Below are 21083 nucleotides of genomic sequence, written 5' to 3'. Positions count from 1 at the left end.
TCAATTCGAAATTCCGAAAAATTTCCTATACAGGTCAGTAATTGTGACCTAACATTGTCGGCAGCGAAAGCATAATGTTTGATGTTGGGAGGCGCGGCAAACATGAGCACGCAGAAGATCTCGCTGAACGATCGTTTCGATCTGGGCAAGAGCCCGGTTCTGCTGAACGGCACCCAGGCTCTGGTGCGGCTCATGCTGATGCAGAAGGCGCGCGACCGGGCCGCCGGGCACAACACGGCGGGGCTGGTGACGGGCTATCGCGGCTCGCCGCTGGGGGCGGTGGACATGCAGATGATGCGCGCGCAAAGGCAGCTGTCCGAAAACGACATCACCTTCCAGTTCGGGCTGAACGAGGATCTGGCCGCCACCGCGCTGTGGGGCGCCCAGCAGGCCGAGCTGCGCGGCGAGGGGCGCTTCGACGGGGTGTTCGGCCTGTGGTATGGCAAGGGGCCGGGGGTGGACCGTTCGGGCGACGTGTTCCGCCATGCCAACATGGCCGGCACCTCGCCGCTGGGCGGGGTTCTGGCGGCGATGGGCGACGATCACACCGGCGAATCCTCGACCGTGCTGCACCAGTCGGAATGGGCGCTGATGGATGCCTATTTCCCGATCCTCAACCCCGCCGGCGTGCAGGAAATCCTCGACCTCGGGATCTACGGCTTCGCGCTCAGCCGCTTTTCGGGGCTGTGGGTGGGGCTCAAGACCATGAAGGACACGATCGAGGCGACCTCGGTCGTGGACGGTCGCCCCGACCGGGTGCAGCTGGTGACGCCGGAATTCGACATGCCCCCGGGCGGGTTGAACATCCGCCTGATCGACGACCGCATCGCGCAGGAGGCGCGGATCATCGACTACAAGCGCTACGCGGCCGAGGCGTTTTCCCACGCCAACCGCATCGACCGCCGCGTGTGGGGCAGACCGGGGGCGAAGATCGGGCTGGTGGCGGCGGGCAAGAGCTGGCTCGATCTGCAGCACGCGCTGGAGCTTCTGCACATCGACGCGGCCGAGGCCGAGCGGCTGGGGCTGACCACCTACAAGGTGGCGCAGACCTGGCCCCTGGACATGAAGGGCTTTCACGACTGGGCCGAGGGGCTGGATCTGATCGTCATCGTCGAGGAAAAGCGCAAGCTGATCGAGGTGCAGGTGAAGGAGGCGATCTTCGACGACCGCCGCGGCCGGCGCGTCTATGGCTGGTACAAGGGCGGGGCGGGCACCATGCACCGCGAAGAGCTGTTCCCGACCCGCTGGGCGCTGGATCCGGTGATGATCGCCGAAAGGCTGGGCGAAATCCTGATCGAGGAGGGTCGCGAAACCGACGGCATCCGCGCCGGTCTTGCCGCGCTTGAGGAGGTGAGGCGCAACGACAATGCCGAGAACATCGCCGCGCGTCTGCCCTATTTCTGCTCGGGCTGTCCGCACAATACCGGCACCAAGCTGCCCGAGGGCGCCCGCGCCTATGCCGGGATCGGCTGCCATTTCATGGTCCAGTGGATGGACCGCAACACGCTGGGCTTCACCCATATGGGCGGCGAGGGCGCCAACTGGATCGGCGAGGCTCCGTTCTCGAAACGCAAGCACGTCTTCCAGAACCTCGGTGACGGCACCTACAACCATTCGGGCGTGCAGGCGATCCGGGCAGCGCTGGCCACCGGCACCACCATCACCTACAAGATCCTCTACAACGATGCCGTGGCGATGACCGGAGGTCAGGCCAACGAGGGCGGCCTGACCCCGCAGCGCATCGCCGCCGAGCTGAAGGCGATGGGGGTTCGCCATGTCGCCGTCGTCCATGACGAAAAGGAGCCGCAGGACCCCAAGGACTACCCTTCGGGAATCGCGATCCACACCCGCGACCGGCTGCTGCAGGTGGAAAAGGAGTTTTCGGAACTCGATGGCGTATCGGCGATCATCTACGTTCAGACCTGCGCAGCCGAAAAGCGCCGCCGGCGCAAGCGCGGCACCTTCCCCGACCCGGACCGGCGGGTGTTCATCGACCCCGATATCTGCGAGGGCTGCGGCGATTGCGGGGTGCAGTCCAACTGTGTCTCGATCGTGCCGCTTGAGACCGAGTTGGGCCGCAAGCGGGCCATCGACCAGTCGTCCTGCAACAAGGATTACTCCTGCCTCAAGGGCTTCTGCCCCTCCTTCGTGACGCTGGAAGGCGCGAAACTGCGCAAGGAAGCCACCACCGACCTGGACCTGCCGCATCTGCCGCAACCGGAGGTTCCGTCCATCGACGGCACCTGGAACGTGGTCATCACCGGGGTGGGCGGCACCGGGGTCGTCACCATCGGCGCGGTGATGGCGCAGGCCGCCCAGATCGACGGCAAGGGGGCCGGCATGATGGAGATGGCCGGCCTCGCGCAGAAGGGCGGGGCGGTGCACATCCACTGCCGGCTGGCCAATTCCCCCGAGGACATCAACGCCATCCGCGTGGCCACGGGCGAGGCCGACGCGTTGATCGGTGGCGATCTGGTGGTCAGCGCCGGGGCCTCGACCCTCGGGCTGATGCGCAGCAGCCGCACCGGCGCGGTGGTCAACAGCCACGAGATCATCACCGGCGATTTCACCCGCGACACCGAGTTTTCCCTGCCCACCGACCGGCTGAAGCTGGCGCTTCAGGCGCGGCTGAAAGAGCGCGTTTCCTTCTTCGACGCGACCGAGCTGGCCCGGGTCACGCTGGGCGATTCGATCTTCTCCAACATGATGGTGTTCGGCGCTGCCTGGCAGCAGGGTCTCGTGCCGCTTGGCCATGACGCGATCATGCAGGCGATCGAACTCAATGGCGCAGCGGTGGAGAGCAACCAGCGCGCTTTCGAGATCGGTCGCTGGGCGGTGCTGCACCCGGAAGAGGCCGCCGCGCTGACCGCGCCGCGGGTGGTGGAACTGCCCAGATCGCTGGACGAAAAGATCCGTTTCCGCGCCGATCACCTGGCTGCCTACCAGGGCCAGCGACTGGCGCGGCGCTACCTGCGGATGCTGGAGGGGATCGCGGATCCGGAATTGAAGGAGGCAGTGGCCAAGGGCTATCACAAGCTTCTGAGCTACAAGGACGAATACGAGGTCGCGCGGCTGCTTCTGGAAACCCGCGACAAGGCGCGGGCGGAATTCGAGGGCGATTTCCGCATGACCTTCCACCTTGCCCCGCCGATCCTTGGCGGAAAGGATCCCGAGGGGCGCCCGAAAAAGCGCGAATTCGGAGAACGGACGTTGCGCGTAATGCGTCTTCTGGCCGCCATGAAGGGGCTGCGCGGGACGCCGTTCGACATCTTCGGCCATACCGCCGAACGCCGGATGGAGCGCAAGCTGATCCGCCAGTATGAACGGGACATGAAGGAGGTTCTGGCGAAGCTGACCCCCGACACGCGCGAGGCGATCATCGCGCTGGCCGAGCTGCCGCTGTCGATCCGCGGCTTCGGCCCGGTGAAGATGGCCAATGCCGAAAAGGCGGCAAAGCGGCGCGAGGAGCTTCTGGAGACGATCCGCCGCGGTGGCCCGGAGCTGAAGACGGCGGCCGAGTGAGAAGGCGCCGCTGCGTGGCTGGAGCATGTCGCGCGAAAGTGGGCACCGGTTTCGCGCTTCCCGGACATGCGGCATGAAAGGCGCGCATGTCGCTCAAAAGCGGGGACCGGTCCTCAGCTTCTCGGACATGCGAAAACCAGGGGTCGGAGCATGTCGTGTGTATGTTGCGACATGCTCCAAAAGCGAAAACCCCGGCCATGCCGGGGTTTCGTTCATCTGACGATGGGGATGGCTGTGCTCGGCCCCGCCGCCCGGCTCAGCCCCGCCAGGTGCGGACGGCGCCGCAATCCATGTGCACGAAGTTCGAGCGGTAATACCGACCAACCCCGCCGGCATTGCAGGCGATTGCGGCCTTGGCGATCTGGCTGACCGAGCGCGTGGCCAGCCGCACGTCGTTGGCCTGGGCGGTGATGTGCAGCGACCGTTTCGCCACCCCGCGCGAGCGCCGCCGCAGCATCGCGTTGGTCTGCGGCGTCCGGTAGCCGGACAACAGCAGGTAGGGTTCGTTCACGTCGAGAAGATTGTGCACGGCGGCGACGATATCCAGCGTGCGATGGTCGATGGTCTTGACCTTGTCCACCCGCAGGTCGCGCATGAAATAGCTGATCTCGGCCAGCGCTTCGTCGATATATTCGCCGTCGATCCAGTAGATGGTGTCGATCCTCTCGCCGGAGCGGCCGGAATACATGCGAAGCCGGCGGATGTCTCCGGCGCCCCTGAGAAAACCCGCCGCCTTCGAATAGGTCGGAGCCGCCGTGATGACTGTCGCCGCAAATGCGCCCAGCAGGGATCGCCGGGTGAATCCCGATTTCTTGACTTCTGCCATGATTGTGCGTCGTCCCTTACGCTCTCCGAGTTTGCGCGTGTCGTTGCGCGCGCAATGGTTTCACCATCCCCAGGCCGGGAAATCTATTGCACAGCTTGATTCGCCAGCCAAGTGCCGAATGTTGCAAGTCTTGTTCTGGAACCAATTTCGGCGAAATTTCGCCAATGTTTCAATTGCAGATCGCAATTCATGCGTGACCGAGCGCGGCATTCGGGCATCGGTCCGGCATCGAAACGAGACTTGCGTGCAATCTGCGGTGGACAGATCGACCGGCAACAATCACGATTTTTCCTGACCGGCGCGCTGCTGCGCCCTGTGCCCTGTTCGACATTTTCGGTGCTCGCATGTCTGCTGTGCTTCGCTTCCCCCGCCTGCCGTTTCGCCGCTGCACTGCCGCCATCCTGGTTTCGGCGTGTCTTGCCGCCGCGGTCCTGCTCGGCCCCGGCACGGCCCGGGCGCAGGCCACCGCCTTCCGGCAGGCCGTTGCCGAGGCCGCATACGGGGACCATGCGATTGCCGCATTCTACCGCGATTCCGGCTATGCGCCGATCTGGACCGGCCGGGACGACGCCGCGCGGGCGCGGCGGGCGGCACTGATCGAGGCCCTGCGTGGGGCCGATCTGCACGGCCTGCCGGTGGCGCGATACGCGCCCGATGCGCTGCTGGCACAGATGGCGGCGGCGCGGACGACGCGGGATCTGGGCCTTGTCGAGGTCGCCCTGAGCCGGACCCTGGTGACATACGCAAATGACCTCCACGCAGGCCTTCTGGACCCGGCGAAGATCGACAAGGATATCGACCGGACCAACCCGCGGCTCGACCCGGCCGCGATTCTTCTGGGCATTTCGGGCGAAGATCCGGCCGCCTACATCCGCGGCCTTGCACCGTCGTCACGCGAATACCGCGCATTGCTGCGGGAACGGCTGCGCCTGCAACAGGTCATCGCCGCCGGCGGCTGGGGCGCGACCGTTCCCGACCGCCGCAAGCTCGAACCGGGGCAGGCTGGTCCGGCGGTAATCGCCCTGCGAGACCGCCTGATCCGCATGGGATATCTCGGCCGCAGCGCTTCGCGTGCCTATGACAAGGCGCTGGCACGCGCCGTTCAGCGCTTCCAGGCCGATCACGGGCTGACCCCTGACGGGATCGCCGGCAGGGCAACGATCGCGCAGATCAACGTGGCGCCCGAATCGCGCCTGAAATCCGTCCTCGTGGCGATGGAGCGCGAACGCTGGCTGGGCGATGTGCGGCACGGCCTTCGCATCGTCGTCAACCAGACCGACTTCACCGCCCGGATGATCGACCGCGGCGAAGTGATCTTCGAGACGAAAACGGTGATCGGCAAGAATGCCGAAGGGCGGCGCAGCCCGGAATTTTCCGACGAGATGGAACTCATGGTCGTGAACCCGAGCTGGTACGTCCCGCGCTCGATCATCGTCAAGGAATACCTGCCCAAGCTGCAGCGGAACCCGAACGCGGTATCGCAGCTTGTCATCACCGATGCGCGGGGGCGGGTGGTGAACCGAGGCGAGATGGACTTCACCCAGTTCACCGCGCGCAACTTCCCCTTCGACATGCGCCAGCCGCCGGGGGCGCGCAACGCGCTCGGCCGGGTCAAGTTCCTGTTTCCCAACAAGCACAGCGTCTATCTGCACGACACGCCCGAAAAGCACCTCTTCGGGCGCGAGATGCGCGCCTTCAGCCATGGCTGCATCCGGCTGTCGGATCCGTTCGGCTTTGCCTACAAGCTGCTGACGATTCAGCAGGTGAGCGACCCCGAGCAGTACTTCCGCTCGCTTCTGGACACCGGCAAGGAGACCGAGGTGCCGCTGGCCCGGCGCATTCCCGTCCACCTCATCTACCGGACGGCCTTTGCCACGACCACGGGCCGGATCGAATACCGCCGCGACGTCTATGGCCGTGACGCGAAGATTTGGGCGGCGCTGCAGCAGGCGGGGGTGGCCCTGCCGGCGGTTCGGGGGTAATCACTGGCCCCGACACAAGCCATTGGGGGCCGGGATGGGCTACAGCATCGGGGAAATTGCCAGGGCCCTGGGGGCCGAGGCGGCAGGGGATGTGGGCATCGAGATCGCGCGCGCGGCCGAACCCGCAGATGCCGGGCCGGACGATCTGGCGCTGGCCATGTCGCCGAAATATGCCGAGGCCTTGGGGCAGGGTAAGGCGCGCGCCGCGATGCTGTGGGAGGGCGCCGACTGGCAGGCGCTGGGGTTGAAGGCGGCGATCTTCGCACCGCGCCCACGGCGGGCGATGGCCGGGCTGACCGCGATGATGGATCCGGGGCAGGAATTCCCGGAAGGCATTCACCCCACGGCGGTGATCGACCCCTCGGCGGAACTGGGCGAGGGCGTCTCGGTCGGGCCGCTGGCGGTGATCGGTCCCGGCGCGCGGATCGGGGCGGGCTCGGTGATCGGCCCGCAATGCCATGTCGGCGCCCGCGCGGTTCTGGGCGAGGAGGCCTTCCTGCGCGAGATGGTCAGCATCGGCGCGCGGGTGCGGATCGGGGCGCGTTTCATCGCCCAGCCGGGGGCGCGGGTGGGGGCGGACGGGTTCTCCTTCGTCACCCCCGAGGAATCGGCCGTCGAGGTCGCCCGCAAGACCATGGGCGAGACCGGCGGCGCCCGCCCGCAGGCTTGGACGCGGATCCATTCGCTGGGCGCGGTGGTGATCGGCGACGACGTGGAGGTCGGCGCCAATGCCTGCATCGACAGCGGCACCATCCGCCCCACCGAGCTGGGCGACGGATGCAAGCTCGACAATCTCGTGCATGTGGGACACAACGTGCGCGCGGGGCGCGACTGCCTGTTTGCCGGGCAGACCGGCATTTCCGGTTCGGTCGAGATCGGCGATCATGTGGTTCTGGGCGGGCAGTGCGGGGTGGCCGACAACCTGTTCATCGGCGATCGCGTGATCGCCGGCGGCGGCACCAAGATCCTGTCCAACGTCCCGGCCGGACGGGTGATGCTCGGCTATCCGGCGGTGCGGATGGACCAGCATACCGAGATCTACAAGGCCCAGCGCCGGCTGCCGCGGCTGATGCGCGACCTCGATGCGCTGAAAAAGGCGGTTTTCAAAAGCCGGTCCAGTGATTAAATCAGCGCCAATGCGCCAGATCAGAGGGACGCCATGAGCACCCGCGACAAGGTCATCGCCATCATCGCCGAACAGGCCGTTCTCGACCCGTCCGACGTGACGATGGAGAGCACGCTCGAGGATCTCGGGATCGACAGCCTCGGTCTGGTGGAGTGCATCTTCGCCATCGAGGAAGAGTTCGACATCTCGATCCCGTTCAACGCCAACGAACCCGCCGCCAGCGATTTCGACATCTCCAGTGTCAAGGCCATCGTGGCCGGGATCGAACAGCTCGTGACGGAAAAGGCGTGAGCGCGCGCGCCCGTGCCCCAGCCCGTGCCCCGGACACCATGAAACGCGTCGTCATCACCGGAGCCGGCACGATAAACGCCCTCGGCCACAGTCTGGCCGAGACGCTTGCCGCCATGCGCGAGGGGCGCTGCGGGATCGGACCTCTGGAGTTGCGCGATGTCGACCGCCTTTCGGTGCGGATCGGCGGGCAGGTGCGGGGCTTCGACCCGACCACCCGTTTCGACCGCCAGCAGCTGGCGCTTTACGACCGCTTCACCCAGTATACCCTTGCCGCCGCGCAGGAGGCCGTGGAGCAGGCCGGGATCAGCTTTGACGGGGAACTGGCCTTGCGCACGGGCGTCGTGTTCGGCACTGCCGGCGGCGGGGTCGGCACCTGGGACGAGAATTACCGCACCGTCTACGAGGCCGGCAAGAACCGGGTGCATCCTTTCGTGGTGCCGAAGCTGATGCACAATGCCGCCGCCAGCCACGTCTCGATCCGCTACGGGCTGCGCGGGCCGTCATTCACCGTCTCCACCGCCTGCGCGTCCTCGAACCACGCGATGGGGCTGGCCTTCCAGATGGTGCGGTCCGGGGCGGCACCGGTCATTCTGACCGGCGGGGCCGAGGCCATGCTGTGCTTTGGCGGCGTCAAGGCGTGGGAGGGGCTTCGGGTCATGTCGAAGGATGCCTGCCGCCCGTTCAGCGCCAACCGCAACGGCATGGTACAGGGCGAGGGCGCGGGCGTGTTCGTCTTCGAGGATTACGATCACGCCCGGGCCCGGGGGGCCGACATCCTGTGCGAGGTGGCGGGCTTTGCCATGACCTCGGATGCGGCCGATATCGTGACCCCCTCGCGCGAAGGGGCGGCACGGGCCATGGCCGGGGCGCTGGAAGATGCGCGCATGTCCCCCGAGGAGGTGGGATACATAAACGCCCACGGCACCGGCACCGCGGTCAACGACCGGGTCGAATGTGCCGCCATCGCCGACGTGTTCGGGAGCCATGCAGACCGGCTGATGGTGTCATCGACCAAATCCATGCACGGCCACGCCATCGGCGGCACCGGAGCGATCGAACTGGCTGCCTGCATCATGGCGCTGCGCGACGGGGTGATCGCGCCTACCGTCAATTTCGAGCAGCCCGATCCCGACTGCCCGCTTGATGTTGTGCCCAACGAAGCCCGCGAGGCCCGCGTGGACGCGGCGCTCTCCAACGCCTTTTCCTTTGGCGGGCTGAACGCGGTGCTGGCGCTTCGACGCCTGTGACGCCGGGCCCGAGGCGCGCGCGGCATCTGTGCGCGCCCCGTATCCATGGGCGTATTCATGGCCGTATCCGTGCCGGAGCCGGAACCGGTTACTGGTTCTTCACCACGTCCACTGCCTCGTAACCGGCAGTAAAGCCTTTCAGCGACAGCGTCAGCTTGACCACCTGGTCCGGCGCCGGGGCGGGGACAAGCGAAAGTGTCGCCGTCTTGCCCTTCTTCATCGTGGCGATGTCCTCTTTGGTCAGGCCGATCTGGGCGACGCAGCCGATCGGACTGCAGAAGGAATACTGGTAGCGCTTGCCCGGATGGTCATCGACCGAGATCGTCAGCTGCGCCGGCAGCAGCGTCTCCAGCGGCACCACGATGGTCGCCGCGGCAACGGCGCGCTCGCCCCCTTCCAGCCGGAACAGGCTGAACTCGGCCATGGGATTGCCGTCGGGTCCGTTCATCACCTGCAGGAGGGAACAGGGATCATTGTCGGCCTGGGTCTTGATGCAGGCCAGGTCCCAGTCGTCGAATTTCTTCTTGGAATAGCGCTGCCCCAGCTGCGGCCCCGAGGCCGGCTGGCCAAGATCGAGCTGGCTGTCGGCCGGGCTGTCACCGGTCTTTTTCTCCTGAGCGAAGGCGGGGGCAGCAAGGGCCAGCGTGGCCGCGACGGACAGGATTGCAAGGGGTTTGAACATTCATGCCTCTTCGTGTTCGGGGGATATCCTCGGCCCCGATCTAGCACGCGGCCCGGTGAGAGTCAGGTGCAAGGATGCGTGATGGGCGGTTTTGTTCCGCCCGCGCCCCCGCAGCGGCCGAAAGGGACACGCACGACACGAAAAGGGGGCCTGGCATGGCCCCCTTCGAATGCTGCATCTCCCCGTCGGACTGGCCGACTTAGTTATGGCGGGAACGTTACGAAAGGGGCGCAATCTGGTCAACAGGAAACCGCGGCGTTTTGCAGGAATTGATCGGCAATCGGCGGGCGACTGGCCTGTTCGTGCAAAAAGGACCGTGCCCGAAGGCACGGCCAGTCTGACAGGGAGGAAGTCTGCCCGCGGCCACGGCCCGCGGGCAAAAAGAACTATCGCTTCCAGAGGTTAAATTTGTATGTTCACCGCAAACGGCGGGACGAGAGGAACGGGCATGGCAGGCGGGATCTTCGTTGGCGGCGGGGGCGAGGGCTACGCGATCCGGCAGGAGTTGGCCCTGAAATACGCCAACCGGCACGGGTTGATCGCGGGCGCCACCGGCACCGGCAAGACGGTCACCCTGCAGATCCTTGCCGAAGGGTTTTCCGAGGCCGGCGTGCCGGTGTTCCTTTCGGACGTGAAGGGCGACCTCTCGGGGCTGGCCAGGCCCGGCTCGTCCGATTTCAAGCTGCATGAGGCCTTCATGGAACGCGCGGCGAAAATCGGGTTCACCGACTACCGCTACGCCGCCGCACCGGTCACCTTCTGGGATCTCTTCGGCGAACAGGGCCACCCGGTGCGCACCACGGTGGCCGACATGGGGCCGCTGCTGCTGTCGCGGCTTCTGGGGCTGACCGAGGCGCAGGAGGGCATCGTCAACATCGCCTTCCGGCTGGCTGACGAAGAGGGGCTGGCGCTGCTCGACCTGAAGGATCTGCAGGCGCTGCTGGCCTGGATCGGCGAGAACCGGGGCAGCCTGTCACTGCGCTACGGCAACGTCTCGACCGCCTCGATCGGTGCCATCCAGCGCCGGCTGCTGGTGCTTGAAAACCAGGGCGGCGCGCGGCTGTTCGGAGAACCGGCGCTGGACCTGGCCGACCTGATGCGGACCGATGCGCAGGGGCGCGGCGTGGTCAACATCCTCGCCGCCGACCGGCTGATGGCCGCGCCCGGCCTTTACGCCACCTTCCTGCTTTGGCTTCTGTCCGAACTGTTCGAGGAGCTTCCCGAGGTGGGCGACCCGGACCGGCCGAAACTGGTGTTCTTCTTCGACGAGGCGCACCTGCTTTTCGACGACGCCCCCAAGGCGCTGGTGGACAAGGTCGAACAGGTGGCCCGGCTGATCCGATCCAAGGGGGTGGGCGTGTATTTCGTCACCCAGCACCCGGCGGACATCCCCGAGGACATCCTCGGCCAGCTCGGCAACCGCATCCAGCACGCCCTGCGCGCCTTCACCGCGCGCGACCGCCGCAACCTGCGGCTGGCCGCGGAAACCTACCGCGAAAATCCCCGTTTCTCGACCGAAGATGCCATCCGCGATGTCGGTGTGGGCGAGGCTCTGACCTCGTTTCTCGAAAAGAAGGGCGTGCCGGGCATGGTCGAACGCACCCTGATCCGCCCGCCATCCTCGCGGCTGGGCCCGATCACCGATGCCGAACGCAGTGCCATCCTCGCCGCTTCCGATCTGGCCGGGAAATATGACCGCCCCGTGGACCGCCGCTCGGCCTACGAAATCCTCGCCCGGCGCGCCGCCGAAGCCGCCCGCGAGGCCGAAGCCGCCGAGATGCAGGCAGAGGAAGATCCCCAACCCATGGCGCGCGAATACAATGCCGCCCGCCGGTACTCAGGAACCCGCGTGGCGCGCTCGACCTCGCGCGGGTCCCGGCCGCGCGAGTCGTTCGGCTCCGCCATCGCCGGGGCGGTCATCAAGGAACTCAAGGGAGCGACGGGACGCCGGATCGTCCGTGGCATCCTGGGCAGCCTGTTCCGCGGCCGCTGAACGCCAGCGCACTCAGGGCCGCGAAAGCCCGCTCCTTCCTCTTGCCCGAAATACTCCCGCCGGAGGCACCGCGGCACGGCCGCGATGCCTATTTCTCCGGTATCAGGCCGCGCGGGCTGAACCGCAGCACCAACAGCAGGATCACCCCCATGGTCAGCAGCCGCATATGCGCGGCACTGTCCAGCAGATGCTGCTTGAGCGGATTTGCGTCGGCCATGCCCGAGGTCAGAACCTGAAGCAGCCACAACCCGATTGGTTCGACCTGAACCCAGAGGAACCAGATCAGCATGGCCCCCAGAACCGCCCCGAAATTGTTTCCCGACCCGCCCACGATCACCATCACCCAGATCAGGAAGGTAAAGCGCAACGGCTGGTAGGTGCCGGGGGTGAGCTGCCCGTCGAGCGTGGTCATCATCGCGCCGGCAATGCCGACGACGGCGCTGCCCAGGACGAAGACCTGCAGGTGTCGGGCGGTCACGTCCTTGCCCATGGCCTCGGCCGCCACCTCGTTGTCGCGAATGGCGCGCATCATCCGCCCCCAGGGGCTCTTGAGCGCCATCTGCGCCATCCACAGCAGGATCAGAAGAACCACCGTGAACAGAACCGAGTAACCCAGCTTCACGTAAAGCGTCGAAGCCGTCACCGGGTCCAGCCCGAAACCCGCCGCGCGCGCGATGAAGGCCGGATCGTTCTGCAACTCGATCTCGTAGGGCAGGGGGCGCGGCAGGCCGACCACGTTCTTGACCCCGCGGGCCAGCCAGTCCTCGTTCTTCAGCACTGCGATGATGATCTCGGCAATCCCCAGCGTGGCGATGGCCAGATAGTCCGACCGCAGACCCAGCGCCGTCTTGCCGATCAGCCAGGCGGCACCTGCCGCCAGCAACCCGCCCACCGGCCAGGCTAGCAATACCGGCAGCCCCAGACCGCCGAGATAGCCGGTCCCGGCGGGGTTCACCGCCTCGACCGCCTCGACGCCCGGATCGAACACCGCGCGATAAAGGAAGAACCCGCCCACCAGGATCACGATCATGACCGCCCCACGGGCCCGTCCCGGGCGCATTTTCCGGTGGGCGATGACGGCTGCCGCGATGGTCGCCGCACCAAGGACCAGCCCCGACAGAACCCGCAGCCCGCCTGCGGCCCAGGCCTCCGTCACCGGCGGCATCGAAGTCAGCACCACCGCCAGCCCGCCCAGCGCCACAAAGCCCATGATCCCGACATTGAACAGCCCCGCAAAGCCCCATTGCAGGTTCACCCCGATCGACATGATCGCCGAGATCAGCCCCATGTTGAGGATCAGGATCGCCGTGTTCCAGCTCTGCATGAAGCCGGTAAGCAGGATCAGCGCGCCCACCAGCGCGAACAGCCCGACATTCTTCACCGTCTCGCTCATACCGCCTTCCCCCTGAACAGCCCGGTCGGCCGGAACAGCAGCACGATCAGCAGGATGACGAAGCTGACCGCGAATTTGTAATCGGTGCTCAGAAGCTGGACCAGCCCCTCGGGCTGCAGCCCCTCGGGCATCAGATAGCCCAGCACCTTCTTCCACGCATAGGTGATGGTGACCTCGGAAAAGGCGATGATGAACCCGCCGGCAATGGCGCCGATCGGATTACCCAGCCCGCCGACGATGGCCGAGGCGAAGATCGGCAGCAGCAGCTGGAAATAGACGAAGGGCTTGAAGCTCTTGTCGAGGCCGTAAAGCACCCCGGCAATGGTCGCCAGCGCCGCAACGATCATCCAGGTGTAAAGCACCACCCGCTCGGGATTGATGCCCGACAGTAGCGCCAGATCCTCGTTGTCGGAATAGGCCCGCATCGACTTGCCGGTGCGTGTGCGGTTGAGGAACCAGAACAGCAGCGCCACCACCACCACGGCGGTGACGATGGTGATCCCCTGTGTGGTCTTGATCGCCAAACCCTCGCTCAGCCCGGTCATCTGCTTGAACTCGCGCGCCTTGATGATGAAGCGCGCCCCGTCGGAGAACCGCTGATCGTCGGGCCCGATGATGAAGCGCACCAGCCCGTTCATGATGAACATCACCCCCATCGAGACGATCACCAGGATCACCGGCTTGGCCTTCTGTTGCCGGTAGAACCGATAGACGGCCCGATCGGTCACCAGCAGCAGCGCCATGCAGCCCAGGATTCCCAGCGGCAGGGCCAGCAGGGCGGTGGGCAGCGGCCCGAAACTCACCCCCATCGACTGGAACCACCAGGTGACCAGAACCGTCACCATGGTGCCAAACGCCATGATGTCGCCATGGGCGAAGTTGGAAAAGCGCAGGATGCCGTAGATCAGCGTCACCCCCAGCGCCCCCAGCGCCAGCTGGCTGCCGTAGGAGATCGCAGGGACCAGCACGTAATTGGCAATTGCCACGATGGCATTGAGCAGATCCATCTCTCAGCCCCCCAGGAAGGATTTGCGCACCTCCGGGTCGGCCAGCAACTCCTTGCCGGTCCCGGAATAGGCATTGCGACCCTGCACCAGCACATAGCCCTTGTCGGCGATCTCCAGCGCCTGGCGCGCGTTCTGTTCGACCATCAGGATCGGAATGCCGGTGCGACTGACCTCGATGATGCGATCGAAAAGCTCGTCCATCACGATCGGGCTGACCCCGGCGGTCGGCTCGTCGAGCATCAGCACCTTCGGCCGCGTCATCAGCGCCCGCCCCACCGCCACCTGCTGGCGCTGCCCGCCCGACAGCTCGCCGGCCGGCTGGCGGCGCTTCTCGCGCAGGATCGGGAACAACTCATAGACCTGCTCCATGGTCTCGGAGATGTCGTCGGTGCGGATGAAGGCGCCCATCTCCAGGTTCTCCTCCACCGTCATCGAGGTGAAGATGTTGTTGTTCTGCGGCACGAACCCCATGCCCCTGGCCACCCGCGCCTGCGGAGACAGATCGGTGATGTCTTCACCATCCAGCCGCACCGAACCCGACCTCAGATCCAGCATCCCGAACACCGCCTTCATGGCAGTAGACTTGCCGGCACCGTTGGGGCCGACGATGACGGCGATCTCGCCGCGATCCACCGCCACCGTGCACTCGTGCAGGATGTCCGGCCCCTTGCCATAGCCGCCGGTCATCGCCTCCCCGATCAGGAACGGCCCGCCGGGGGCCGGGCGCGCGCCGCCCTCTTCGGAACTGTAAGGCACAGTGCCCATTCCCTCCTTGTTCGTGATGCTCGCATCCTTGTTGCCGCGATCGTCCTGCCAGGGATTGTCACTCACCACACCGTCCCCTTCTTCCTCTTGCCGGAAATACTCCGGGGGAGTCGCCCGGCACGGGCGACGGGGGCAGAGCCCCCATTTCCGAACCATCCCCGCGCAATCATGCCTGGACCTTGTCCCGGTTCTTCAGCCCGGTACCCAGATAGGCCTCGATCACCTGCTCGTTGGCCTTGATCTCCTCCAGCGAGCCCTCGGCCAGAACCTTGCCCTCAGCCATGCAGATCACCGGGTCACAGATCTTGCCGATGAAATCCATGTCATGCTCGATCACCACGAAGGTGTATCCGCGCTCCTTGTTGAGCCGCAAAATCGCATCCGCGATGGTGTTCAGAAGCGTCCGGTTCACCCCCGCGCCGACCTCGTCCAGGAACACGATGCGCGCATCCACCATCATCGTGCGCCCCAGCTCCAGAAGCTTCTTCTGCCCGCCGGACACCTCTCCGGCCTTGTGATCGGCCAGATGCTCGATGGTGAGAAACTCCAGCACCTCGTCGGCCTTGGCACGCAGCGCCCGCTCCTCGTCCGCGATGCGCCGGCGCCCGAACCAGGTGTTCCACAGCTTCTCGCCCGACTGCCCGCCCGGCACCATCATCAGGTTCTCGCGGCAGGTCATCGAGGAAAATTCGTGCGCGATCTGGAAGGTGCGCAACAGTCCCTTGTGAAATAGCACATGCGGCGCCAGGCCGGTAATGTCCTCGCCCTGCATGAACACCCGCCCCGAAGTGGGAGGCAGCACGCCGGCAATCACGTTGAACAGCGTCGTCTTGCCCGCCCCGTTGGGGCCGATCAGGCCGGTGATGGAGTTTTCGGCAATCTTCAGCGAAGCCCCGTCCACGGCGTGAAATCCGCCAAAATGCTTGTGCAGGTCCTCGACGGCGATCATGGCCTCACCTTGCATGGCCCCCCCCTTGCGCCGCCGGGTGCGGCATCTTGTCATTGAATCGCATCTGGCGCGGCCTTTTGGCAAAGAAAGGGCCCGGACGCAAGGTCCGGGCCGCTTCCGATTAGGCCGGGGGCCGGGTCAACGGTATTTCACCGTGGTGACCTTGCCGCCCTTGATGACGATCTCGCGGTAGTTGCCGGCCGATTCACCCGGTCCGATCAGCTCCACCGCGGTGGCGCCGACATAGTCGATGTCGCCGCCCGCCTTGAGGATGTCCAGCGCCTTGCCCAGCTCGCCGGGATAGATCTTCTCGCCCGGAGCGTTGGCCACTTCCATCACCTTGTCCTTGTAGACGTTGGGATCGGTGGTCCCGGCCGCCTGCATGGCCAGCATGATCAGCGCCGCCGCGTCATAGGATTCGGGCGTGAACGGCGAGGTGGCGTCGAACTTGCCGCCGACCAGCTCGGCGAACTTGGCCGCGCCGGGGCTGTCGGTGCCCGGATGCTGGCCGGTGGAGCCGTCGATGTCGGTGCCAAAATTCTCCTCCAGCTTGGCGCTGATCATCCCGTCCGGGAAGTGGAAGGTATCGAATGCCCCCGAATCGAGCGCCGCCCGGACGATGCCCGAGCCGCCCTGGTCAACATAGCCGGCAACCACCAGCCGGTCGCCCCCGGCAGCGGCCAGCGCCGCCACTTCGGCCGAGTAGTCGGCCTTGCCGTCCTCATGCGCGGCCGAGATCGTCACCTTGCCGCCCTTGGCCTCGTAGGCGGCCTTGAAGCTGTCGGCCAGGCCCTTGCCGTAGTCGTTGTTGGTATAGGTCAGCGCCACCGACTTGACGCCCTGCTCCAGCAGGATGTCGGCCATCACTTCGCCCTGGCGGGCGTCCGACGGCGCGGTGCGGAAGAACAGCCCGTTGTCCTCGGCTGTGGACAGCGCCGGCGAGGTGGCCGAGGGCGAGATCATCACGATGCCGTTGGGCACCGCCACATTGGCGAGGATCGCCCCGGTCACGCCCGAGCAGTCGGCACCCATGATCCCCTTCACCCCGTCCGAGGTGACCAGACGTTCGGCGGCGGCGGTGGCGGCGCCGGCGTCGATGCAGGTCGAGTCGGCCCGCACCGGCGTGACCGTCTTGCCGTCCAGCAGCTTGCCGCTGTCGCTGACTTCCTTCATCGCCAGCTCGGCCCCGTCGGCCATCTGCGGGGTCAGCGATTCGATCGGGCCGGTAAAGCCGAGAATCACGCCGATCTTGACTTCGTCCGCCATGGCGGTGCCGGCCATCAGAGCTGCGGCCGCGGAGGCCATGAGAAGTTTTTTCATCAGATACTCCCTGGTTGGAACGAAATGTTCTGGGCCGAGCCTAGGCAAGGAGAATGAAAAAGAAAAGTGCTATATGTGCGAACGGGCTCGCGCGCCATTCCGGGAAAGGGGGGCGGAATGCGGGCCGGAGCGGGAGGTGGAAAGATGCGCTTCATCGCGACGATCGTCCTTGCAATCGCTGTGGCGGGGGCGGCTGCGGCCCAGATGCTTTCGACATCGGTCGGGCAGCTGCGGGTGACGCGGATGCTGGACGGGCTCGAGGTGCCCTGGGCCATCGCCTTCCTTCCGGGCAACGCCTACCTGGTGACCGAGCGCGAGGGGAGGCTGCTGCTGGTCCGGGACGGTCAGGCGCGGCGGGTCGGCGGGGTTCCGCGGGTCGCGGCCGTGGGACAGGGCGGGCTGCTGGACGTGATGGTGCCGCGCGATTTCGCGCGCAGCCGCGAGGTTTTCCTGACGTTTTCAAGGCGCCGGACCGGCGGGCAGGTCGGAACGGCCGTGGCGGTCGGCCGGCTGAGCGGCGACGGAGGGCGACTCGCCGATACGCGGATCATCTTCGAGGCCGAGCATGCAGGCCGTGGCGGGCGCCATTTCGGATCGCGCATCGTCGAGGCGCCCGACGGCACGCTGTTCGTGACCCTGGGCGAGAGGGCCGCGGCCGCGGAGGCGCAGAACCTGGCCAATCACAACGGCACCGTGATCCGCATCAACCGGGACGGTTCGGTGCCCGGCGACAACCCCTTCGTGAACAGGCCCGGCGCGCGCCCGGAGATCTGGTCGTTCGGGCATCGCAACCCGCAGGGCGCGGCGCTGGATGCCGACGGCAACCTCTGGATCGCCGAACACGGGGCGATGGGCGGGGACGAGATCAACCGCATTCGCCGGGGGGCGAATTACGGCTGGCCGGTGATCGCCTACGGACGCGACTATTCGGGCGCCAAGATCGGCGAGGGGACCGCGAAACCGGGCATGGAGCAGCCCGATTTCTGGTGGGATCCCTCGATCGCCCCCTCGGGCATGATGATCTATTCCGGCCGGCTCTGGCCGCAATGGCGCGGCAGCATCTTCGTCGGCTCGCTGAAATTCGACATGATCAGCCGACTCGCCGGGCGCCCGCTGCGCGAGGTGGAGCGGATCGCCGGCCCCCAGACCCTTCGCATCCGCGACGTGGCCGAGGCCCCCGACGGATCGATCTGGTTCCTCTCCGAGGGCAACGGCGCCGCCTATCGGCTGACGCCCCGCTGATTGCCGGGCCCGCTGCCGGCTGACGGATCGACAGGCCGCGGTCGCCGCGCCAGCCTGCCGGGGGTAACGAACTCAGGGAGCTTCGATCATGCGCCTGCCAGGTCTGTTCGCGCTGGCGCTGCTGGCAATCCCGGCCCCGGCCGCGGCTCAGACGGACAGGCGCGCCCCCTGCGCGCCGCGTTCGCGGTAGGGCGTGGTGTTGTAATGCGCCCGGTAGCATTTCGAGAAATGCGAGGGCGATGCGAACCCGCAGGCCAGCGCCACGTTGATCACGCTCATGTCGGTCTGCAGCAGCAGGTTGCGCGCCTTCTGCAGCCGCAACTCCATGTAATAGCGCTTGGGGCTGCGGTTGAGGTAGCGGCGGAACAGGCGTTCGAGCTGGCGCGTCGACATGCCCACATCGCGGGCCAGAAGCGAGGGGCTGATCGGTTCCTCGATGTTCTGTTCCATCATCTGGATGACCTGGGCCAGCTTGGGGTGGCGCACGCCGATCCGGGTCGGCACGCTCAGCCGCTGGGTGTCCTGGTCGGTACGGATCGAGGAATAGATCTGCTGATCGGCCACCGCGTTGGCCAGATCCTCGCCATGGTCGTCGGCGATCAGCTTCAGCATCAGGTCGATGGAGGCGGTGCCGCCGGCGGTGGTCATACGGTTGCCGTCGAGGACGAAAACCGACTTGGTCAGCGTCACCTCTTCGAATTCCTCGGCAAAGCTGTCGGCGTTTTCCCAGTGGATCGTCGCCCGCTTTCCATCCAGGATCCCGGCCCTGGCCAGCGTGTAGGCCGCCGTGCACAACCCGCCTATGGCCAGCCCCCTGCGGGCCTCGCGCCGCAGCCAGTTGAGCAGCCGCTTGCTGGTTGCCTTGCGCACGTCGATTCCGCCGCAGACCAGGATCACGTCGTCGCGCTGCAGTTCGCACAGATCCGAATCGAGTTGAAACGTCGTGCCGGCCGAACAGCGCGCCTGCGCGCCGCCCTCTCCCACCAGCACCCAGGAATAGAGGTCCCGGCCGGCCATGCGGTTGGCGATCCGCAGGCATTCCACCGCCGAGGCAAAGGAAAGCAGGGTGAAATTCTCGAGCAGAACGAAAACGAACCGCTTGGGGCGGTCGAGGGCGCTGTCGCCGGGGGCGATGCTGCGTCTGTCCTGCATGGCGGTGCAGTCCTTCTTGCCGGCCGGGATCGCGGAATCGGTCGGATCCGCGCCAGGCCGGGGTTTCTTCTGATCGAGCATGGTCAGAGCGCGAAAGCCGCGTCAAGAGCCGCAAAACGCATATGGTCAGCGCCTTCCCGGTTTTGTATAGAACCCCCCTGACAGTCCGAAGCCGGAGACGCGAACGATGACCGAGTGGGAAAAATCAGGCTGGCGGAGCAAGCCGCGGGTGCAGATGCCCGACTATACCGACGCGCAGGCGCTGGCCCGGGTCGAGGAACAGCTCTCGCAGTTTCCGCCACTGGTCTTCGCCGGCGAGGCGCGGCGGCTGAAATCGCTTCTGGGCGAAGCCTCGCGCGGCAAGGCCTTTCTGCTGCAGGGCGGCGACTGCGCCGAGAGCTTCGGACAGTTCAGCGCCAACGCGATCCGTGACACCTTCAAGGTGATGCTGCAGATGGCGATGGTGCTGACCTATGGCGCCAAGGTGCCGGTGATCAAGGTGGGGCGCATGGCCGGCCAGTTCGCCAAGCCGCGCAGCGCGCCGACCGAAGTGCAGGACGGGGTGGAACTGCCCAGCTATCGCGGCGACATCATCAACGACCTCGGCTTCACCGCCGCCGCGCGCCAGCCCGATCCCGAACGGATGCTGCGCGCCTATACCCAGGCGGCGGCCACGCTGAACCTGTTGCGGGCCTTCTCTACCGGCGGCTATGCGGATGTGAATCAGGTCCATTCCTGGACGCTGGGCTTTACCGAAAGCGAGAAGGCCGAGAAATACCGCGAAATGGCCAACCGCATCACCGACGCGCTGGATTTCATGCGCGCGGCCGGGATCGATGCGCAAACCGCACATGCCCTGCGGACGGTGGAATTCTATACCAGCCACGAGGGGCTGCTGCTGGAATACGAAGAGGCGCTGACGCGGCTGGATTCGACCTCGGGCAAGTGGCTGGCCGGGTCCGGGCATTTCCTGTGGATCGGCGATCGCACCCGCCAGCCCGACGGCGCCCATGTGGAATTCCTGCGCGGGGTGCTGAACCCGATCGGCCTGAAATGCGGGCCGACCATGACCACCGACGACCTGCGGGCGCTGATGGCGCGGCTGAACCCCGAGAACGAACCGGGCCGGCTGACGCTGATTACCCGGTTCGGAGCCGCCCATGTGGCCGAGCACCTGCCGCGGCTGATCCGCACCGTGCAGGAAGAGGGCGCCAATGTCACCTGGGTCTGCGATCCGATGCACGGCAACACGATCAAGTCCTCCACCGGCTTCAAGACCCGGCCCTTCGACGCGGTGCTGCGCGAGGTGCGCGAATTCTTCGCCGTCCACGCGGCCGAAGGCACCGTCCCCGGCGGTGTGCATTTCGAGATGACCGGGCAGGACGTGACCGAATGCACCGGCGGCGTGCACGCGATCAGCGAGGAAAACCTCTCGGACCGCTACCACACCGCCTGCGACCCGCGCCTGAACGCCTCGCAATCGCTGGAACTGGCCTTCCTCGTGGCCGAGGAGCTGACCCGCCTGCGCGAGGATCGCACGTCGCGCGCCGCCGGGTGACGCGGGAATACCGTCAGGCCGTCTATCG

General features: G+C 66.3%; 16 protein-coding genes. 8 read left to right on the top strand and 8 right to left on the bottom strand.

Annotated elements, in window-relative coordinates; all coding sequences use genetic code 11:
- The first annotated feature begins 102 nt into the window (after positions 1-102).
- Positions 103-3522, top strand: a complete 3420-nt coding sequence (locus ACZ5CM_RS07580; protein WP_464642306.1) for an indolepyruvate ferredoxin oxidoreductase family protein — start codon at positions 103-105, stop codon at positions 3520-3522.
- 256 nt (positions 3523-3778) lie between these two features.
- On the opposite strand, the gene ACZ5CM_RS07575 is transcribed toward ACZ5CM_RS07580, so the two are convergent.
- A complete protein-coding gene (locus ACZ5CM_RS07575) occupies positions 3779-4348 on the bottom strand; it encodes a YcbK family protein (RefSeq protein WP_464642305.1) in 570 nt (189 codons plus the stop codon).
- Positions 4349-4692: 344 nt separating this feature from the next.
- Here ACZ5CM_RS07575 and ACZ5CM_RS07570 point away from each other — a divergent pair, with 344 nt between their 5' ends.
- The 4 genes from ACZ5CM_RS07570 to ACZ5CM_RS07555 are packed head-to-tail and all read left to right on the top strand — an operon-like array spanning position 4693 to position 8994.
- A complete protein-coding gene (locus ACZ5CM_RS07570) occupies positions 4693-6330 on the top strand; it encodes a L,D-transpeptidase family protein (RefSeq protein WP_464642303.1) in 1638 nt (545 codons plus the stop codon).
- A 34-nt stretch (positions 6331-6364) separates the two neighbouring features.
- On the top strand, positions 6365-7456 hold the full coding sequence (locus tag ACZ5CM_RS07565) for a UDP-3-O-(3-hydroxymyristoyl)glucosamine N-acyltransferase (protein ID WP_464642301.1): 1092 nt from the start codon (positions 6365-6367) through the stop codon (positions 7454-7456).
- Positions 7457-7489: 33 nt separating this feature from the next.
- Entirely contained in the window at positions 7490-7747 is a 258-nt protein-coding gene (locus ACZ5CM_RS07560; RefSeq protein ID WP_464642299.1) for an acyl carrier protein, read from the top strand.
- Between the two features lie 38 nt (positions 7748-7785).
- The gene (locus tag ACZ5CM_RS07555; RefSeq protein ID WP_464642297.1) at positions 7786-8994 is read left to right on the top strand and encodes a beta-ketoacyl-[acyl-carrier-protein] synthase family protein; all 1209 of its coding nucleotides are present in this window, start codon (positions 7786-7788) and stop codon (positions 8992-8994) included.
- Between the two features lie 88 nt (positions 8995-9082).
- On the opposite strand, the gene ACZ5CM_RS07550 is transcribed toward ACZ5CM_RS07555, so the two are convergent.
- Positions 9083-9676 carry an invasion associated locus B family protein gene (locus ACZ5CM_RS07550; RefSeq protein ID WP_464642295.1) on the bottom strand — a complete coding sequence of 198 codons (594 nt, stop codon included), beginning with the start codon at positions 9674-9676 and terminating at the stop codon, positions 9083-9085.
- 448 nt (positions 9677-10124) lie between these two features.
- Here ACZ5CM_RS07550 and ACZ5CM_RS07545 point away from each other — a divergent pair, with 448 nt between their 5' ends.
- Complete coding sequence (locus ACZ5CM_RS07545) at positions 10125-11669, top strand: helicase HerA-like domain-containing protein (RefSeq protein ID WP_464642294.1); 1545 nt, start codon at positions 10125-10127, stop codon at positions 11667-11669.
- Positions 11670-11757: 88 nt separating this feature from the next.
- On the opposite strand, the gene ACZ5CM_RS07540 is transcribed toward ACZ5CM_RS07545, so the two are convergent.
- From ACZ5CM_RS07540 to ACZ5CM_RS07520, 5 genes are all read right to left on the bottom strand, one after another.
- The gene (locus ACZ5CM_RS07540; protein WP_464642292.1) at positions 11758-13062 is read right to left on the bottom strand and encodes a branched-chain amino acid ABC transporter permease; all 1305 of its coding nucleotides are present in this window, start codon (positions 13060-13062) and stop codon (positions 11758-11760) included.
- Positions 13059-14069 (bottom strand): branched-chain amino acid ABC transporter permease, encoded by a 1011-nt coding sequence (locus ACZ5CM_RS07535; protein WP_464642290.1) that lies wholly within the window; start codon positions 14067-14069, stop codon positions 13059-13061. The genes ACZ5CM_RS07540 and ACZ5CM_RS07535 overlap by 4 nt, the downstream gene beginning before the upstream one ends.
- 3 nt (positions 14070-14072) lie before the next feature.
- Positions 14073-14900 carry an ABC transporter ATP-binding protein gene (locus ACZ5CM_RS07530; RefSeq protein ID WP_464642288.1) on the bottom strand — a complete coding sequence of 276 codons (828 nt, stop codon included), beginning with the start codon at positions 14898-14900 and terminating at the stop codon, positions 14073-14075.
- Between the two features lie 100 nt (positions 14901-15000).
- Positions 15001-15783, bottom strand: a complete 783-nt coding sequence (locus ACZ5CM_RS07525; protein ID WP_464642531.1) for an ABC transporter ATP-binding protein — start codon at positions 15781-15783, stop codon at positions 15001-15003.
- 138 nt (positions 15784-15921) lie between these two features.
- Positions 15922-17103 carry an ABC transporter substrate-binding protein gene (locus ACZ5CM_RS07520; RefSeq protein ID WP_464642286.1) on the bottom strand — a complete coding sequence of 394 codons (1182 nt, stop codon included), beginning with the start codon at positions 17101-17103 and terminating at the stop codon, positions 15922-15924.
- Between the two features lie 144 nt (positions 17104-17247).
- On the opposite strand from ACZ5CM_RS07520, the gene ACZ5CM_RS07515 reads away from it, so the two are divergent.
- Positions 17248-18345: a PQQ-dependent sugar dehydrogenase gene (locus ACZ5CM_RS07515; RefSeq protein ID WP_464642284.1), complete on the top strand. Its 1098-nt coding sequence runs from the start codon at positions 17248-17250 to the stop codon at positions 18343-18345.
- A 147-nt stretch (positions 18346-18492) separates the two neighbouring features.
- Here ACZ5CM_RS07515 and ACZ5CM_RS07510 read toward each other — a convergent pair whose 3' ends face one another.
- Positions 18493-19497 (bottom strand): GlxA family transcriptional regulator, encoded by a 1005-nt coding sequence (locus ACZ5CM_RS07510; RefSeq protein ID WP_464642530.1) that lies wholly within the window; start codon positions 19495-19497, stop codon positions 18493-18495.
- Positions 19498-19684: 187 nt separating this feature from the next.
- Here ACZ5CM_RS07510 and ACZ5CM_RS07505 point away from each other — a divergent pair, with 187 nt between their 5' ends.
- Positions 19685-21055, top strand: coding sequence for a class II 3-deoxy-7-phosphoheptulonate synthase (locus tag ACZ5CM_RS07505; RefSeq protein WP_464642283.1), 1371 nt, complete (start codon positions 19685-19687; stop codon positions 21053-21055).
- Positions 21056-21083: the final 28 nt, after the last annotated feature.

Source organism: Piezobacter thermophilus (genome assembly GCF_055386745.1).
Note: the sequence above shows the minus strand (reverse complement) of the source record. Positions and strands in the feature narration are given on the sequence as shown.

Coding starts and splice junctions, on each gene's coding strand:
- ACZ5CM_RS07515 (WP_464642284.1), top strand. CDS start 17,248: ATGCGCTTCATCGCGACGATCGTCCTTGCAATCGCTGTGGCGGGGGCG.
- ACZ5CM_RS07545 (WP_464642294.1), top strand. CDS start 10,125: ATGGCAGGCGGGATCTTCGTTGGCGGCGGGGGCGAGGGCTACGCGATC.
- ACZ5CM_RS07575 (WP_464642305.1), bottom strand. CDS start 4,348: ATGGCAGAAGTCAAGAAATCGGGATTCACCCGGCGATCCCTGCTGGGC.
- ACZ5CM_RS07520 (WP_464642286.1), bottom strand. CDS start 17,103: ATGAAAAAACTTCTCATGGCCTCCGCGGCCGCAGCTCTGATGGCCGGC.
- ACZ5CM_RS07505 (WP_464642283.1), top strand. CDS start 19,685: ATGACCGAGTGGGAAAAATCAGGCTGGCGGAGCAAGCCGCGGGTGCAG.
- ACZ5CM_RS07580 (WP_464642306.1), top strand. CDS start 103: ATGAGCACGCAGAAGATCTCGCTGAACGATCGTTTCGATCTGGGCAAG.
- ACZ5CM_RS07570 (WP_464642303.1), top strand. CDS start 4,693: ATGTCTGCTGTGCTTCGCTTCCCCCGCCTGCCGTTTCGCCGCTGCACT.
- ACZ5CM_RS07560 (WP_464642299.1), top strand. CDS start 7,490: ATGAGCACCCGCGACAAGGTCATCGCCATCATCGCCGAACAGGCCGTT.
- ACZ5CM_RS07565 (WP_464642301.1), top strand. CDS start 6,365: ATGGGCTACAGCATCGGGGAAATTGCCAGGGCCCTGGGGGCCGAGGCG.
- ACZ5CM_RS07525 (WP_464642531.1), bottom strand. CDS start 15,783: ATGATCGCCGTCGAGGACCTGCACAAGCATTTTGGCGGATTTCACGCC.
- ACZ5CM_RS07540 (WP_464642292.1), bottom strand. CDS start 13,062: ATGAGCGAGACGGTGAAGAATGTCGGGCTGTTCGCGCTGGTGGGCGCG.
- ACZ5CM_RS07535 (WP_464642290.1), bottom strand. CDS start 14,069: ATGGATCTGCTCAATGCCATCGTGGCAATTGCCAATTACGTGCTGGTC.
- ACZ5CM_RS07555 (WP_464642297.1), top strand. CDS start 7,786: ATGAAACGCGTCGTCATCACCGGAGCCGGCACGATAAACGCCCTCGGC.
- ACZ5CM_RS07550 (WP_464642295.1), bottom strand. CDS start 9,676: ATGTTCAAACCCCTTGCAATCCTGTCCGTCGCGGCCACGCTGGCCCTT.
- ACZ5CM_RS07510 (WP_464642530.1), bottom strand. CDS start 19,497: ATGCAGGACAGACGCAGCATCGCCCCCGGCGACAGCGCCCTCGACCGC.